The 16,269-nt window shown below is 67.7% G+C and carries 12 protein-coding genes; 10 read left to right on the top strand and 2 right to left on the bottom strand.

Annotated elements, in window-relative coordinates:
- Positions 1–2: 2 nt before the first annotated feature.
- Positions 3–1,148 (top strand): hypothetical protein, encoded by a 1,146-nt coding sequence (locus AC5P8Y_RS18890; protein ID WP_033834920.1) that lies wholly within the window; start codon positions 3–5, stop codon positions 1,146–1,148.
- Positions 1,149–1,240: 92 nt separating this feature from the next.
- On the opposite strand, the gene AC5P8Y_RS18885 is transcribed toward AC5P8Y_RS18890, so the two are convergent.
- Positions 1,241–1,840 carry an O-acetyl-ADP-ribose deacetylase gene (locus tag AC5P8Y_RS18885; RefSeq protein WP_049404060.1) on the bottom strand — a complete coding sequence of 200 codons (600 nt, stop codon included), beginning with the start codon at positions 1,838–1,840 and terminating at the stop codon, positions 1,241–1,243.
- A 267-nt stretch (positions 1,841–2,107) separates the two neighbouring features.
- Positions 2,108–3,067 carry a cysteine synthase A gene (cysK, locus tag AC5P8Y_RS18880; protein WP_012481123.1) on the bottom strand — a complete coding sequence of 320 codons (960 nt, stop codon included), beginning with the start codon at positions 3,065–3,067 and terminating at the stop codon, positions 2,108–2,110.
- A 207-nt stretch (positions 3,068–3,274) separates the two neighbouring features.
- Between cysK and AC5P8Y_RS18875 the strand changes: the two genes are divergently transcribed.
- From AC5P8Y_RS18875 to AC5P8Y_RS18835, 9 genes are all read left to right on the top strand, one after another.
- Positions 3,275–4,258, top strand: a complete 984-nt coding sequence (locus AC5P8Y_RS18875) for a LysR family transcriptional regulator (protein WP_005410828.1) — start codon at positions 3,275–3,277, stop codon at positions 4,256–4,258.
- Positions 4,259–4,845: 587 nt separating this feature from the next.
- On the top strand, positions 4,846–5,277 hold the full coding sequence (locus tag AC5P8Y_RS18870; protein WP_049404384.1) for a DUF2946 domain-containing protein: 432 nt from the start codon (positions 4,846–4,848) through the stop codon (positions 5,275–5,277).
- 73 nt (positions 5,278–5,350) lie between these two features.
- Positions 5,351–7,414, top strand: coding sequence for a TonB-dependent copper receptor (locus tag AC5P8Y_RS18865; RefSeq protein WP_049433175.1), 2,064 nt, complete (start codon positions 5,351–5,353; stop codon positions 7,412–7,414).
- A 275-nt stretch (positions 7,415–7,689) separates the two neighbouring features.
- Complete coding sequence (locus AC5P8Y_RS18860; RefSeq protein WP_049404380.1) at positions 7,690–8,796, top strand: efflux RND transporter periplasmic adaptor subunit; 1,107 nt, start codon at positions 7,690–7,692, stop codon at positions 8,794–8,796.
- Positions 8,793–11,918 carry an efflux RND transporter permease subunit gene (locus AC5P8Y_RS18855; protein ID WP_005410824.1) on the top strand — a complete coding sequence of 1,042 codons (3,126 nt, stop codon included), beginning with the start codon at positions 8,793–8,795 and terminating at the stop codon, positions 11,916–11,918. The genes AC5P8Y_RS18860 and AC5P8Y_RS18855 overlap by 4 nt, the downstream gene beginning before the upstream one ends.
- Complete coding sequence (locus AC5P8Y_RS18850) at positions 11,911–12,507, top strand: GNAT family N-acetyltransferase (protein WP_111108613.1); 597 nt, start codon at positions 11,911–11,913, stop codon at positions 12,505–12,507. Before AC5P8Y_RS18855 ends, AC5P8Y_RS18850 begins: the two co-directional genes overlap by 8 nt.
- Before the next feature lie 263 nt (positions 12,508–12,770).
- Positions 12,771–14,282 (top strand): alanine/glycine:cation symporter family protein, encoded by a 1,512-nt coding sequence (locus tag AC5P8Y_RS18845; RefSeq protein ID WP_049433178.1) that lies wholly within the window; start codon positions 12,771–12,773, stop codon positions 14,280–14,282.
- Positions 14,283–15,116: a TrmH family RNA methyltransferase gene (locus AC5P8Y_RS18840; RefSeq protein WP_049404371.1), complete on the top strand. Its 834-nt coding sequence runs from the start codon at positions 14,283–14,285 to the stop codon at positions 15,114–15,116.
- A gap of 166 nt (positions 15,117–15,282) precedes the next feature.
- Positions 15,283–16,269 (top strand): hypothetical protein, encoded by a 987-nt coding sequence (locus AC5P8Y_RS18835; protein ID WP_049404369.1) that lies wholly within the window; start codon positions 15,283–15,285, stop codon positions 16,267–16,269.

The raw sequence follows: 16,269 nt of genomic DNA, 5'->3' as shown, positions 1-16,269 counted from the left end.
ACATGCGTTTGGCAGCAATCACACTGGCCGTCGCCACGGTCCTGGTCGCCGGCGGGTGCAACCGTATCGGCGGCGGCGCAGAGGCAGGCAAGGCCGCGTCGCTCGATTTCGACAAGCCGGTGTCCGGCGAGATCACCTCGCGCAGCGGCATCAACTTCAATGATGGCAGCCATCACCAGCTCTACCAGATCAAGCTGGAAGACAAGGATCTGGTCGGCCTGAAACTTACTGGTGCCCTCAGCGGCTCGATCGCCGTGTTCAACAACGGCAGTCTTGTTTCCACCAGCAACACCGGTTACGAACGCGAAGGCGACGTCTCGCTGGCGTTCCGTGCCAATGGCGGCGGCACCTACCAGGTGGCGGTCAATGCCGATGGCCCGACCGCCTTTGGTCCGTATCGCCTGCGAGCCGAGAAGCTGAAACCTTACGACGGCAAGCCGTTGGCGGGCAGTGGCGAAATCGTGGACATGCTGGCCAGTGACTCGCAGGACTACACCCTGCAGGTGGACAAGGCCGGCCTGTACGAAATCCGCCTGGTGTCGGATGTCTTCGATCCGGTGCTGAAGCTGTCGGGCCAGGGCGTTGAAGCCGAAAACGACGATGGCAACGACAGCACCAACTCGCGGCTGACCCTGTCGCTGAAGCCGGGCAAGTACACCCTGACCGCGCGCGGCCTCGGCAGCGGTGTCAATGGCATGTTCACCCTGTCTGCCTCCCGCATCGAACTGCCGGGGAATCTGGTCGAGCGCGATGGCACCGCCCTGCCGAAGTCGGGCAGCGTGTACACCATGCTGGACAACGAAGGCCGTCGCCGCTTCCTGCTGACCCTGGACCGGCCGGCCGACGTGCGCCTGGATGCGATTTCCAGCCAGGTCGATACCGTGCTGCGCGTGGTCGGTGGCGATGTCGAGCTGACCGATGACGACGGTGGCAACGGTACCAACTCGCGCCTGGAGGAGACTCTGCCGGCCGGTCATTACACCGTCGACGTGTCCAGCCTGAACAATGGCGCAGGCATGGTCGAGGTGCGCGTGCAGGTGGAAGGGGCCAGCGCCGAGGGTGCTGCCGCCTCGGCTGCACGTGCCGCTGCCGACGCTGCAGCCGCCGTGGCCGATGACGCCGCTGCGGTGGAAGCTGCCAGTCGTTGAGCGTGATCCACGCCATGCGTGGATGACATCAACGGTGCAACTGAGAAGGCCGGGCAATGCCCGGCCTTTTCCTTTCCACGCTGCGCCGCGATTCAATGCGCGGCGGCAAAACCCGCGTCACCCAGGGGCGGCAGCATCGACCCGCGCGGTTCGCTGTCGGCGCTTTGCCCGGCGGCACTCAACGCCTGCTGGTAGGCCTTGGCCGTAGCGGTATTGAACGCCACCAGCACGATGCGCATCGGTTGCGCATGGCTGCGCTGCCAGGCCAGTGTTTCGGTCACTGCGATCTGCGCGGCCTGGTACAGCGGATAGCCGTATACGCCGCAGCTGATGGCTGGGAATGCGATCGACTGCACGCCCAGCGATTCGGCCAGCTGCAGCGACTTCCAGTAGCAGTTGGCGAGCAACGCCGGTTCATCGCGCTGGCCGTCGTGCCAGACCGGGCCCACCGTGTGCAGTACGTAGCGTGCAGGCAAAGCGTAAGCACTGGTAGCGCGCACTTCGCCGGTCGGGCAACGTACGCCCGGGCGCAGCTCCGGCAGCTGCCCGCATTCGGCCAGCAACGCGGGCCCGGCCGCACGATGGATCGCGCCGTCGACACCGCCACCACCGAGCAGCGTTTCATTGGCCGCGTTGACGATCGCATCCACCGCCAGGGTCGTGATGTCGCCCTGCCAAACTTCGATCTTCATGCGTCCGTCTCCTGCCTGTGAGGTGATCCGCGCAGCATCTGCGCCGGCTGTTCCCACGGTAGGGGACAGGGCATCGATACTGCGTCATGACCGTCTCACGCGCTGCGATCCGACGGCCTTCACGCACGATGGCGGGCGACGCCTTCATGCAGGCTGAAGCAGAAGGGGGTCGGAGCCCTTTCCCTGCGGAAAAGGGATCCGACCCTGGGCATGCAACAGGATGGGGTCAGAGCCTTTTCCGGATGGAAAGGGCTCTGAGCCCGGGTGTCACGGCAGGCCGGCCAGCCAGTCGTCGTCGGAACCCTCATTCACGTCGGCAAACAGCGGCGTGGAGAAGTAGCGTTCACCGGTGTCCGGCAGCATCGCCAGGATCACTGAACCCGGTTCGGCACGTGCGGCCACATCCAGTGCGCTGGCCACGGTAGCGCCGGCGGAGATGCCGACGAAGATGCCTTCTTCCGCAGCCAGTCGGCGCGCGGTGGCGATCGCGCGGTCATCTTCCACCGTCACCAGTTCATCCACCACATCACGGTTGAGCACGTCGGGCACGAAGTCCGGGGTCCAGCCCTGGATCTTGTGCGGCTTCCAGTCATCGCCCTTCAGCAGTGCGGCGCCGGCTGGCTCGGTGGCGATGATGCGGGTCTGCGGACGCGCGACCTTCAGCACTTCGCCCACGCCGGTGAGCGTGCCGCCCGTGCCCCAGCCGCTGACGAAGTAGTCCAGCCGCTTGCCGGCGAAGTCGCGCAGGATTTCGGCGGCGGTGGTGTTGCGGTGATACGCCGGATTGGCCGGGTTGGCGAACTGGCTGGCCAGGAACCAGCCGTGCTGCTCGGCCAGTTCGCGCGCCTTGCGCACCATGCCGCTGCCGCGTTCGGCGGCTGGGGTCAGGATCACCTTGGCGCCATAGGCGCGCATCAGCTTGCGGCGCTCCACCGAGAAGGTCTCGACCATGGTCGCCACGAACTTGTAGCCGCGCGCGGCGGCGACCATCGCCAGCGCCACGCCGGTGTTGCCAGAAGTGGCTTCGACGATGGTGTCGCCCGGCTTGAGCAGGCCACGTGCTTCGGCGTCGAGGATGATCGCCAGCGCCAGGCGGTCCTTGACCGAGCCGCCCGGGTTGAACGACTCGACCTTGGCGTAGACGCTGACCTGCGGCGGCGCCAGGCGCTGCAGCTTGACGATGGGGGTGTTGCCGACGGTATCGAGGATGGAGTCGTACAGGGCCATGGAAGCGCTCCGGAAACAGGGCCGCGCCGGACGCCGGCGGGCAGAAGGGGAGGGCTGGCTGTTCAGGCCAGCGGCTGCCGGCTGACCGTAGCGCCGGCATATGACGCCCGGAAATGACCAGATACCTTTCTTAAACAACCTTTGGTTATAAGCTGGTGACGGCAATTGACCCTAGAGTGGACCTCCGCCCCACGCCGCCCGCCTCCCATGACGCTGACCCAGCTGCGCTACCTGGTCGCCATCGCCGACGCCGAGCTGAACATCACGCTGGCCGCCTCGCGCGTGCACGCCACCCAGCCCGGCCTGTCCAAGCAGCTCAAGCAGCTGGAAGACGAGCTCGGCTTCCTGTTGTTCGTGCGCAAGGGCCGCAGCCTGGAGTCGGTCACCCCGGCCGGTACCGAGGTGATCGCCCGCGCCCGCGCGGTGCTGGCCGAGGCCAACAACATCCGCACCTACGCGGCCAACCAGCGCCGCGAGAGCCAGGGCCAGCTGATCCTGACCACCACCCACACGCAGGCGCGCTTCGTGCTGCCGCCGGCGGTGGCAGCGATCAAGCAGGCCTATCCCCAGGTGAGCGTGCACCTGCAGCAGGCCGGTGAAACCGACGCGCTGGACCGCTTGAACCAGGGTGACGCGGATATAGCGATCATCAGCACCGCCGGCAGTGAGCCCACCGATGGCATCGCGGTGCCGCTGTTCCGCTGGCGACGCCTGGTGGTGGTACCCAAGGGGCACCCGCTGGACCGCGCCGGCCGCGCGCCGGACCTGGCCGCGTTGGCCCGGCAGCCGCTGATCAGCTACGAATCCTCGACCCGCCCGAATTCCTCGTTGCAGCGCGCCTTCGCTGCAAACGGCCTGGCGCCGGACCTGGCGCTGACCGCGCTCGATGCGGACCTGATCAAGACCTATGTGCGTACCGGTCTGGGCGTAGGCCTGCTGGCCGAGATGGCGGTCAGTTCCAGCGACGAAGACCTGCGCTCGTGGCCGGCGCCGGACCCGATCAGCGAGTGCATTGCCTGGGCGGTGTTGCCGCGCGACCGGGTGCTGCGCGATTACGCGCTGGAGCTGGTGCACGTGCTGGCACCGCAGATTGATCCGCGCGATCTGCGCAGGGTGCTGGATGGCAACCAGGCCGCCGCGTGGCCGGTGCCGCCGACGTGGGAGTCACTGACCCAGACCATCACGGTGTGAGGGGTTGGTCGAGCAGGGCTTGCAGCCCTGCACCTGCTGCGGACAAAGGCAACAGCAACAGCAGAAGCGGCATTCCGTGGGTTGGCGGGGCGGTGTCGGAGTGCGGGGACGCTGCAAGTACGTCCCTGTAAGCTTGGCAGCCGCATCCATGCGGCTGACACCCCGCACTCCGACACCGCCCCACCTCTGACAGATTCCGGCGGCTGTTGGTAGGTGTCGACCTTGGTCGACACGATAGATCCATGCGTGGATGCTTTTCGATTCCAGTTCGAAATATTCGATTCCGATTGAGATTCATCCACGCATGGCGTGGATCTACTGCAGATCGCAGAGATCTGTCGAAGGCGGGGTGGGTCCGGTTGCGGGAGTGTCCGCGGCATGGATGCCGCGGCCAAGCCCCCAAGGATGGGTTTACGGCGTCTCCCGCAACCGGACCCACCCCGCCTACCCACAGGAAGCCCGCTTTTGCTTCGGCTGTTGCTGTTGCTCCAGCTCGCAGCGGGTGCAGGGCGCAGCCCTGCCGATAAACCCCCTCCTGCGACGGTTCGTCGCACGGGCAACCCTGGACCCGCCTCTACACTAGCGGGGTGACCCGCCTGCCCCGCCCGCAGCGTCTTCTGCTCCAGCTCGCCATCCTGGCGACGCTGCTGATGGTGCTTGCGCCGCTGGTCAGCCGCGCGCTGCAGGCGCCGCCGATGGACCACACCGCAATGGCGGCCATGGACCACGCCGCCATGGGCCACGACATGCATGACATGGCCATGGCCGGGCACGATCAGCACGGCGCCGCGCCGGCAGCGCCTGACCGCCCGGCCGATCCCCACGCCATGCATGGCGAAGCCTGCGAATACTGCGTACTGGCCATGCGCCTGCTGCCATGGCTGGCGGTGCTGGTGCTGCTGTTGCCGCTGCTGTGGCGGCCGCGCCTGGTGTTCCCGTGGTCGCAACGGGTGCTGCCCGCACCGCACTGGCCCGCACATGCCGCACGTGGGCCACCGCGCGTCTCCATCGTCCGCTGATATCCCCGTGAATCTGCCGCACGACGCGCCTGACCGGGCGCCGTGCGCGCGTGCGTACCTTGGAGCTGTTCCGATGAAAATGACTTCCCGCCCCGCGGGCGCCTGCGCGCGCCTGCCGGTTGCCCTTGGCCTGGCCGTGGCCGCGTCACTGGCCCACGCTGCGCCCGCCGACGAGGCGCGTACCCTCGACACGATGGTGGTCACCGCCGCCGCACCGTCCTCGCCGCTGCACTGGGTGACCGATCCGCGCCTGCCGCGGCAGCCGGTGCCGGCCAGTGATGGTGCCGATTACCTGAAAACCGTTCCCGGCTTCTCTGCCATCCGCAACGGCGGCACCAACGGCGACCCGGTGCTGCGCGGCATGTTCGGTTCGCGCCTGAACATCCTCAGCAACGACGGCAACCTGATCGGTGCCTGCCCGTCGCGCATGGACAATCCGCTGTCCTACATCGCGCCGGAAAGCTTCGACCGGTTGACCATCATCAAGGGCCCGCAGAGCGTGCGCTGGGGCGCAGGTGCCTCGGCCGGTACCGTGCGCTTCGAGCGCGACACCCCGCGCTTCGATGAACCCGGCGTGCGTGCCGATGCCAGTGCGCTGGTCGGCTCGCGCAACCGCAATGACCAGGTACTGGACCTGACCCTGGGCAATCCGACCGGCTATGTACGCGCCAGCGGCAACCGCTCCGAGGCCGATGACTACAAGGACGGCCACGGTGACGTGGTGCCGTCGAAGTGGCGCAAGTGGAATGGCGACGTGGCCATCGGCTGGACGCCGGATGCCGACACGCTGCTGGAGATTTCCGCCGGTGCCGGCGATGCCATCGCGCGTTACGCCGGGCGCGGCATGGACGGTGCCGCGTTCGAACGCACCAGCTATGCCGCGCGCTTCGAAAAACGAAATCTGCCCGGTGCGTGGGACACGTTGCAGGCCAACGTGTACTACAACGAAGCCGACCACGTGATGGATAACTACACGCTGCGCACGCCGAATCCCAACAGCATGATGCCGATGCCGATGGCGTCGAACGTGGACCGCCGTACCCAGGGCGGCCGGGTCAGTTCCGAGTGGCACTGGCAGGACGTGCAACTGGTGGCGGGTGTGGACGGCGAAGACAGCCGCCATCGTGGCCGCATGGGCATGGGCCGCGACACCTACCGCCAGGCCGCCTGGGGGACCGATGCCCACTTCCGCCGCTATGGCGTGTTCACCGAGTTGACCCTCGGCGCCGGCACCGATCAGCGTTGGATCAGCGGCCTGCGCATCGACCGCGCCAGCGTCCGAGATGAGCGGCAATCGATCCGCGGAATGATGGGGAACAGGCCCAATCCGACTGCGGGCCAGCGCCGCAAGGACTGGCTCGGCAGCGGCTTCCTGCGCTACGAGCAGGATCTGGCCGACGGCCTGACCTGGTACGCCGGGCTCGGCCACAGTGAACGCATGCCCGACTACTGGGAGCTGTTCTCGCCCAACCATGGCCCGGCCGGCGCAGTGAACGCGTTCACCGGCGTGCAGCCCGAACGCACCACCCAGCTCGACGTCGGCCTGCAGTACAAGGGACCGCGCGTGCAGGCGTGGGTTTCGGCGTACGCCGGGCAGATCCAGGACTACATCCTGTTCACGTACCACGGCAGCGGCATGATGGGCATGAGCCAGGCCCGCAATGTCGACGCGCGCATCGCCGGTGCTGAGGCGGGGCTGGAGGTAAGCGTGGCCGAGCAGTGGAAACTGGGGGGCACGCTGGCCTATGCCTGGGGCGAGAACCGCGACCAGCAGCGTCCGCTGCCGCAGATGCCGCCGCTGGAAACGCGCCTGAGTGCGAACTGGGAAGGCCAGCGCTGGAGCGCCGGGGCACTGCTGCGTGCGGTGAACCACCAGCATCGTGTCGCAAATGGCCAAGGCAATGTCGTTGCGCAGGACCTGGGGCCGAGTGCCGGTTTCGCCACGTTCGCGCTCAACGCCGCGTACCGTTTCAGTTCGCAGCTGCAGCTCAGCGCGGGCGTCGACAACCTGTTCGACCGCGCCTACAGCGAGCACCTGAACCTGGCCGGCAGTGCCGACTTCGGCTTCCCGGCCGACCCGGTGCGCATCAACGAGCCCGGGCGCAGCTTGTGGATGAAGGTGAACTACCGGTACTGATCCGCCGGGTGCAAAAAAAACCGGGGCCGGATCCCCGCCAGGATCCGTCCCCGCCCGACGCCCTCTGTCGGGCAGCTTCGACTCTACGATGGCAACGCCCGTGGTGCACGGCTGGATACAACCCGACACACGCCGACACCGCCAAGGGCAGCCTTGCACGGAACGGGTTCAAGGCGCTATCACGGCTTCGGTTCCACGATGGTAAACGCTTGGCACATACCGCTTCTGCGGGGCCTTGCCTACACTCGGCGGCCGTGGATCAATCAGGACCCTTCATGTTGGCTCGTATCGCTTCGACCCTGGCCCTTGGCCTCAGCCTGGCCGTGTTGGCCGGGTGCGCAGGCAAACAGGAGGCCGCCGCGCGTCGGCAGGGCGAAGCAGTGCCGGTCACGGCGCAGGTGGTGCAGCCCACGCAGTGGAATGACACCCTGCAGGCGCTGGGCACGGCCAAGGCGCGCGAGTCGATCAGCGTCACCGCCAAGGTCAGCGAAATCGTCGAGAAGGTGCATTTCGAAAGCGGCCAGCACATCGCCGCCGGTGCCCCGATCGTGACGCTGCGCGGGCAGGCCCAGGAAGCGGCGCTGGTGCAGGCGCAGGCCACCTTCCACGAGGCCGACCAGTTGTACAAGCGCCAGCGCGAGCTGGCCTCCCAGCGGTTGGTGTCCAGTGCCACGCTGGATACGCAGAAGTCGATCCGCGATGCCGCCGAGGCGCGCGTGATGCAGATGCAGGCCGACATCGGTGATCGCCGTGTACGCGCACCATTCGCCGGCGTGCTCGGCATCCGCCAGGTCAGCCCGGGCTCGCTGGTGACCCCGACCACGGTCATCGCCACGCTCGACGACATCGAGCACATGCACATCGATTTCCAGGTGCCGGAAGTGGAACTGGCCGCACTGGGCGTCGGTGACAAGGTCAGCGCCACCAGCGTGGCGTGGCCGGGCCGCACCTTCGAGGGCGTGGTCAGTACCATCGACGCACGCATCGACCCGGCGACCCGTGCGGTGACCGTGCGCGGCGATTTCGCCAACAGCGACCACGCGCTGCGCCCGGGCATGCTGCTGGACGTGCGCCTGTTCCGCCCCGAGCGCCCGGCGCTGGTGGTGCCGGAAATCGCCGTGGTGCAGGTGGGCCGCGACACGTTCGTGTACCGCATCAGGAACGACGACAGCGTCGAACGCGTGGACGTGGTGACCGGTGCGCGCCGCGCCGGCGTGGTTGAGATCAAACAGGGCCTGGAAGCCGGCCAGCGCATCGTGGTCGATGGCACCGGCAAGCTGCGCCCGGGCCTGAAGGTCGCGGCCAAGGATGCGGCCCCGGCCAGCGGTGCCAAACCGGCGGATGCACCGGCGCCGGCCGCGGCCGAGGGCCACGGCGGATGAAGCTGTCCGACATCTCCATCCAGCGGCCAGTGTTCGCCGTGGTGATGAGCCTGTTGCTGCTGGTGCTGGGCGTGATGTCCTTCACCCGCCTGACCCTGCGCGAACTGCCCGCCATCGATCCGCCGATCGTGTCGGTGTCGGTGGACTACACCGGCGCCTCGGCGGCGGTCATCGAAAGCCGCATCACCCAGGTGCTGGAAGATGCGCTGGCCGGCATCGAAGGCATCGATACGATCAATGCGCGCAGCACCAACGGCCGCTCGCAGGTCAGCATCGAGTTCACCTCCAACCGCGATATCGAAGCGGCCGCCAATGACGTGCGCGATGCGGTCAGCCGCGTCGCCGACCGCATGCCCGAAGAAGCGCGTCCGCCGGAGATCGCCAAGGTCGAGAGCGATGCCGACCCGATCATCTGGTTCAACATGGTGTCCTCGACCATGGACACGCTGGAGCTGAGCGACTACGCCGACCGCTACGTGGTCGATCGTTTCTCCAGCCTCGATGGCGTGGCCCAGGTCCGCATCGGTGGCCGCCAGCGCTATGCGATGCGCATCTGGCTGGACCGTGACCAGCTGGCCGCGCGCGGGCTGACCACTGGCGATGTGGAAACCGCACTGCGCAACGAGAACGTGGAACTGCCGGCCGGCCGCATCGAGTCGACCGACCGTGACTTCACCCTGCGCGTGGAGCGCAACTACATCAAGCCGGAAGACTTTGCGACCATCCCGCTGGGCAAGGGCCGCGACGGCTACGTGGTGCGCATGGGCGACGTGGCGAAGATCGAACTGGCTTCGGCCGAGCGTCGCGCGTACTACCGCAGCAACGGCGAGCCGGGCATCGGCCTGGGCATCGTCAAGACCTCCACCGCCAACTCGCTGGACGTGGCGCGTACCGCGCGCGCTGAAGCCGAGCGGGTGGCACTGACCCTGCCCAAGGGCACGCAGATCTTCGTCGCCTTCGACAACACCACCTTCATCGAAGCCGCGGTTGACCGCGTCTATGCCACGCTGGTGGAAGCGATGATCCTGGTGCTGGCGGTGATCTGGCTGTTCCTCGGCAGTTTCCGCGCCGCGTTGATCCCGGCGGTAACGGTGCCGGTCTGCCTGGTCGCGGCGTTCATCGCGCTGTATGCGTTCGATTTCTCGATCAACCTGCTGACCCTGCTGGCCCTGGTGCTGTGCATCGGCCTGGTGGTGGACGATGCGATCGTGGTGGTGGAAAACGTGCAGCGCCGCATCGACCTGGGCGAGCCCCCGCTGGTGGCCTCCAAGCGTGGCACCACGCAGGTCGCCTTCGCGGTGATCGCCACCACCGCGGTGCTGGTGGCGGTGTTCCTGCCGGTCGGTTTCCTGGAAGGCAATACCGGCCGCCTGTTCCGCGAACTGGCGGTGGCGCTGGCGGCAGCGGTTGCGTTGTCCGCGTTCGTGGCGCTGACGCTGACGCCGATGATGGCCTCCAAACTGCTCAAGCCGCACACCGGGCAGGCACCGCGCGGCCTGCATGGCTTCGTCAACCGCAACCTGGAGCGCCTGGCCTCCGGCTATGGCCGCGTGCTCGACCATCACGTGGACCGCACCTGGATCTACCTGCTGGTGATGGTGGCCGCGCTGGCCGCCAGCTGGGGCCTGCTGAAACTGCTGCCGTCGGAGCTGGCGCCGGCCGAAGACCGCGGTTCGTTCCAGATCATGATCGACGGCCCGGAAGGCGCCGGCTACGACTACACCGTGCAGCAGGTACAGCAGGTGGAGGCACTGCTGGCCCCGCACGTGGGCGCCGACAAGCCGATCGTGCGTGCTAACCCGCGCGTGCCCGGCGGCTTCGGTGCCAGCGAGGAAATGCACACCGGCCGCGTCAGCATCTTCCTGCAGCCGTGGCGCCAGCGCAGCGAGGCCACGCCGGACGTGGCCAACGCACTGCAGAAGGAACTGGACACCATCCGCGGCGTGCGCGTGCGTACGCAGGTGGGTGGCGGGCTGGTGCGCAGTGGCGGCCAGCCGTTCCAGATCGTGCTGGGCGGCCCGGAATACGCCGAGATCGCGCAGTGGCGTGACCGCATCCTGCTGCGCATGGCCGACAACCCGGGCCTGGTCGGCCCGGATTCGGACTACAAGGAAACCCGGCCGCAGATGCGGGTAAACATCGACCGCCAGCGTGCGGCGGATCTCGGCGTGCCGGTCACCGCGATCGGTTCGGCACTGGAAACCATGATGGGCTCGCGCCGCGTCACCACCTTCGTCGACAACGGCGAGGAGTACGACGTGCTGGTCCAGGCCGGTCGCGATGGCCGTGCCAGCCCGGCCGACCTGGCTGCGATCCGCGTGCGCGCCACCTCCGGCGAACTGGTGCCGCTGTCCAACCTGGTCACGCTCAGTGAAGTGGCCGAGGCGGGCACGCTGAACCGCTTCAACCGCCTGCGCTCGATCACCATCACCGCCGGCCTGGCACCGGGCTATCCGCTGGGCGAGGCCATCGCCTGGGCGCAGAACGTGGCCCGCGAGGAACTGCCGCAGTACGCGCAGGTGAACTGGAAGGGCGAATCGCGCGAGTACCAGAGTGCGGGTGGCGCGGTGCTGCTGACCTTCGCCATGGCCCTGCTGGTGGTTTACCTGGTGCTGGCCGCGCAGTTCGAGAGCTTCATCCACCCGCTCACCATCATGCTGACCGTGCCGCTGGGCGTGCTCGGTGCCTTGGTCGGGTTGTGGGTGAGCGGCGGCACGGTGAACCTGTTCAGCCAGATCGGCATCGTCATGCTGGTCGGCCTGGCAGCGAAGAACGGCATCCTCATCGTCGAATTCGCCAACCAGCTGCGCGACGACGGAAGAACCGTGCGCGAGGCGATCATCGAATCGGCGATGGTGCGCCTGCGCCCGATCCTGATGACCTCGATCGCCACCGTGGTCGGCGCGATTCCGCTGGTGGTGGCCGGTGGCCCCGGCTCGGCCAGCCGTGGCACGATCGGCATCGTGATCATCTTCGGCGTGACTCTTTCGACGTTCCTGTCGCTGTTCGTGGTGCCGGCGTTCTACGCGCGGCTGGCCCCGTACACCCGCTCGCCGGAAGCGGTGAAGCGCGAGCTGGAGAAGCAGGAAGCCGAATCGCCCTCGGTGGGCGGGCATGCCTGACCGGCCTGCCGACGGGGTCGGTCCAGGGGTCAGAGCCCTTTCCGGAACGGAAAGGGCTCTGACCCCGCCACTACAGGGAGAAGGTTTCCGCCTGCGCCCCTGGCGCCCGGAAGACCTGGAATCGCTGCTGCGCCATGCCAACGACGCCGAGGTATCGCGCGGCCTGCGTGATCGCTTCCCGTACCCGTACACGCGCGAGGATGGCGAGGCCTTCCTCGCCGGCCGCGTGCTGGCCCCCGGAACCCTGAACCTGGCCATCGAGATCGACGGCCAGGCCTGCGGCAGCGTCGGTGCCCAGCAGGGCGTGGCCGAGCGTGGGCATACCGCCGAACTGGGTTACTGGCTGGGCCAGGCCTACTGGGGCCAGGGCGTGATGACCCGCGTGGTCGGCCTGTTCGCACCGTGGGTGATGGACGAACTAAGCCTGTTCAGGCTGCAGGCCACCGTGGTCGACTTCAACCTCGGCTCGGCCCGTGTACTGGAGAAGAACGGCTTCCAGGAAGAGGGCGTGGAGCGCTGTGCGGTCTACAAGCGCGGCGTCCTGCGCGACCTGCGCCGCTTCGCCCGGGTACGCACCCAGCTGCCCTGAGCAGCCGGGGAGGGGGAGGGGGTAGAGTCGACTGTCAGTCGACTATCGCGCGCAGCGCGGGCTCTTCTGCGACCGGGGCCAACGGCAGTCGACCAACAGTCGACTCTACCGGGCATCATGGCGTCAGCGCAGCCATCCCTCCCACCCATCCCGCAGCCCCCATTGATCCGGCGCTACCGCAGCGGCCTTCGATCAGGGAGAATCGACCGGTCCCCTCCAGCCGACGGGACGTCCTTACAACCCGCCGACTGGAGAGAGCGCGCGTGGAAGCAACCGTACATTTCATCAACAGCATCATCTGGAGCAAGGCACTGATCTTTGTGTGCCTGGGCGCCGGCCTGTTCTTCAGCCTGCGCACGCGCTTCATGCAGATCCGCGGCTTCCTCGAGATGTGCCGCCTCACCGTCAAGGGTGAGAAATCCGACGCCGGCGTGTCCTCGTTCCAGGCCCTGGCCATGTCGATGGCCGGCCGCATGGGCATCGGCAACATCGCCGGCGTGGCCACCGCCATCGCCTTCGGCGGCCCCGGTGCCATCTTCTGGATGTGGGTGATGGGCTTCCTCGGCGCGTCCACCTCGTACGTGGAATGCACCCTGGCGCAGATCTACAAGACCAAGGACGCTGAAGGCCGCTACCGCGGTGGCCCGGCCTACTACATCGAAAAGGCCATGGGCCTGAAGTGGTACGCGCTGGCCTTCGCCATCGCCACGATCATCGCCGCCGGCTTCCTGATGCCGGGCGTGCAGGCCAACGCGATCGCCGACAGCATCATCAACGCCTGCCGTGGCACCGCCCTGTGCGGTCCGCTCGATGGCCAGGCCTTCGGCATGGAGTCGGTGCAGGCGTTGAAGCTGGGCATCGGCATCGTGGTCGCGCTGCTGCTGGGCGTGGTGATCTTCGGTGGCGTCAAGCGCATCGCCAACTTCGCCGAAGTGGTGGTGCCGTTCATGGCCGCCGGCTTCATCCTGATGGCCATCGTCATCATGATCATCAACTACGACCGCGTGCCGGAGATGTTCAACATCATCTTCAGCAGCGCCTTCGGCACCCACGCCGCGTTCGGCGCGATGATGGGCCTGGCAGTGGAGTGGGGCATCAAGCGCGGCATCTACGCCAACGAAGCCGGCCAGGGTTCGGGCCCGCATGCAGCGGCCGCCTCGGAAGTCTCGCACCCGGCCAAGCAGGGCTACGTGCAGGCCTTCGCCATCTACTTCGACACCATGATGGTATGCACCGCCACCGCGTTCCTGATCCTGGCCAGCGGCACCTACAACGTGTACTCGCCGGTAGGTGCTGGCGCCCCGCCGATCTTCCAGGGCCTGGCCGGCATTCCCGAAGGCGCCGGTTACGCCCAGGCCGGCGTGGAAGCCGTGCTGCCGGGCTGGGGTTCGGCGTTCGTGTCCATCGCCATCTTCTTCTTCGCCTTCACCACCATCATGGCGTACTACTACATGGCCGAGACCAACCTCAGCTATGTGAACCACAACAGGAAGCGCCCGCTGACCGTGCTGGTGCTGCGCCTGGGCATCATCGGCATGGTGGTGTTCGGCGCGTTCCACAATGCGACCCTGGCCTGGGCGCTGGGTGACATCGGCGTCGGCCTGATGGCCTGGCTGAACATCATTGCCATCCTCATCATCCAGAAGCCGGCGATGCTGGCCCTGCGTGACTACGAACGACAGAAGAAGCTCGGCCTGGATCCGGTGTTCGACCCTGATGCCCTGGGCATCAAGAACGCCGATTTCTGGCGCCAGCGCAAGCAGGAGAGTGTGTAAGTGAACAACCCTTGGAACAACCGCCGCCCGTCCGCCCGTCCGCCGCGCGCAACGCCGTTGCCGCGTCCGGAGGTGCCGGCCACGGGCGGTGGTGGGCGCGGTGGCAGCGACGAGCTGCGCCTGTACGGCCTCAATGCCGTGCTGGCCGCGTTCGAAGCGCGGCCGCAGGCGCTGCGCAAGCTGTACCTGCTGGAGGCGCGCATTCCGCGCCTGCAGCCGCTGCTGAAGTGGTGCGTGGCCAACCGCGTGGGGTATCGCGTGGTTGAAGACGGCGATCTGAACAAGCTTGCCGGCACCACCCACCACGAAGGCGTGGTGGCCGATGTGCTGCGCGCACCGGCGCTGCCGCTGTCGCAGTGGCTGGAGCAGGTCGGTGACGGTCCGGCGCTGGCATTGTGGCTGGATGGCGTGGGCAACCCGCACAACCTCGGCGCGATCCTGCGCTCGGCCGCGCACTTCGGTGCCAAGGCGCTGCTGCTGCCGGCCGGCAGCACGCTGGCGCTGTCCGGTGCCGCCGCGCGCGTGGCCGAGGGCGGTGCCGAGGCGGTGCCGCTGGTGCAGCTGCCGGAGACCGCCCAGGCGATGGCACAGCTGCGTGCCGCCGGTTTCGGCCTGGCCGCGACCCTGGTGGAGGGCGGTGACGACGTGTTCCGCACCGCGCTGCCGCAACGCCTGGTGTATGTGATGGGCGCCGAAGGCGAGGGCATGGACCGTGGCCTGGCGGGGGCGTGCGACCTGCAGGTCTCGATTCCCGGCAGCGGCGCGGTGGAGAGCCTGAACGTGGCCTCGGCCACGGCGGTGCTGCTGGCGCAGTGGGCCAGCCGCCGCAGCTGATCTGGTATCCCGGGTCGGATCCCTCGCCGCGGGCGAGGGCTCTGACCCCTTCCAGGGTTCGTCATTGCGTCAAGCGCGCATGACGTTTTGAAAGTTTCCTTATTGGTCAGCCGCTTCCGGCAACGCAGGGTGGAACTCCATCCCACGGTGTCCAGAAGAGGCTGCCATGCATCACCCACGCTGTATCCTCATCGCATTGCTGGTCCTGACCAGCGTCCTTGCCAACGGCCGTGCCGCAGCCGGCGAACGCAGCCTGGACGGGGTCAACTTCACCGGTCCGCTGATCACCCCCAACCCGGCCGGCCTGCCGCAGGGCAACTGGTACATCGAACCCTACCTGGTGCGGGTCGACAGCCGCGATCAGTATGACGATGGCGGCCATCGCCGCGGCAGCGCGCAGCACAGCGGTGCGTGGGCCACGGTGGTGCCGATCATCTACGGCTTCAGCGACCGGGTGATGGGCCAGGTCAATCTCAGTGCATCGCGTGCCGAACAGGGCAGCGCGCGCAGCAGTGGTTTCCGCGCCGGCGATACCACTGCGCGCCTGCAGTACCTGCTGCAGGCGCCCAATGCCGATGGCACGCGTCCGGCCATCTCGGTCGCGCTGGTGCAGCGCTTCAGTACCGGCAGCCACGACCGCGTCACCGGCAATCCGCTCGATGCGCAGGGCGACGGTGTGCAGCGCACCACCGCCGCAGTGGGCGTGCAGCAGGTGGTCTGGCTGGGCAACGACCGCCCGCTGCGCTGGCGCGCCCAGCTCAGCGCGGGGCCGGCGCCGTCGCGCACGGCAATCTCCGGGGCCAGCGTGTACGGCACCGATGACAGCTTCCAGGGACACATCTCCCGCGGTTCGGTGCTGGGCCTGTCGGTGGGGGCCGAGTACAGCTTCAATCCGCGCTGGGTCGGCGTGATGGAAGTGGCCGCCAGCCGCGAGACCGGCCAGCGCCTGAGTGGTTTCGCGCGCAACGCCAGCGGCCACGTCGAGCGCGTCGAAGAACATCGCCCGGCCAGCCGCAGCATCACCCTGGCGCCGGCCGTGGAGTACCACTTCAGCCCGACGCTGGGCCTGATCGCCGGCGTGGAATTCAGCGTGGCGGGCCGCAACACCCGCCATATCGTCAGCCCCCAGATTGCCCTGGGCATGTTCTTCTAG

Source organism: Stenotrophomonas sp. YJH_SMC_12-1, from assembly GCF_059370935.1.
Note: the sequence above shows the minus strand (reverse complement) of the source record. Positions and strands in the feature narration are given on the sequence as shown.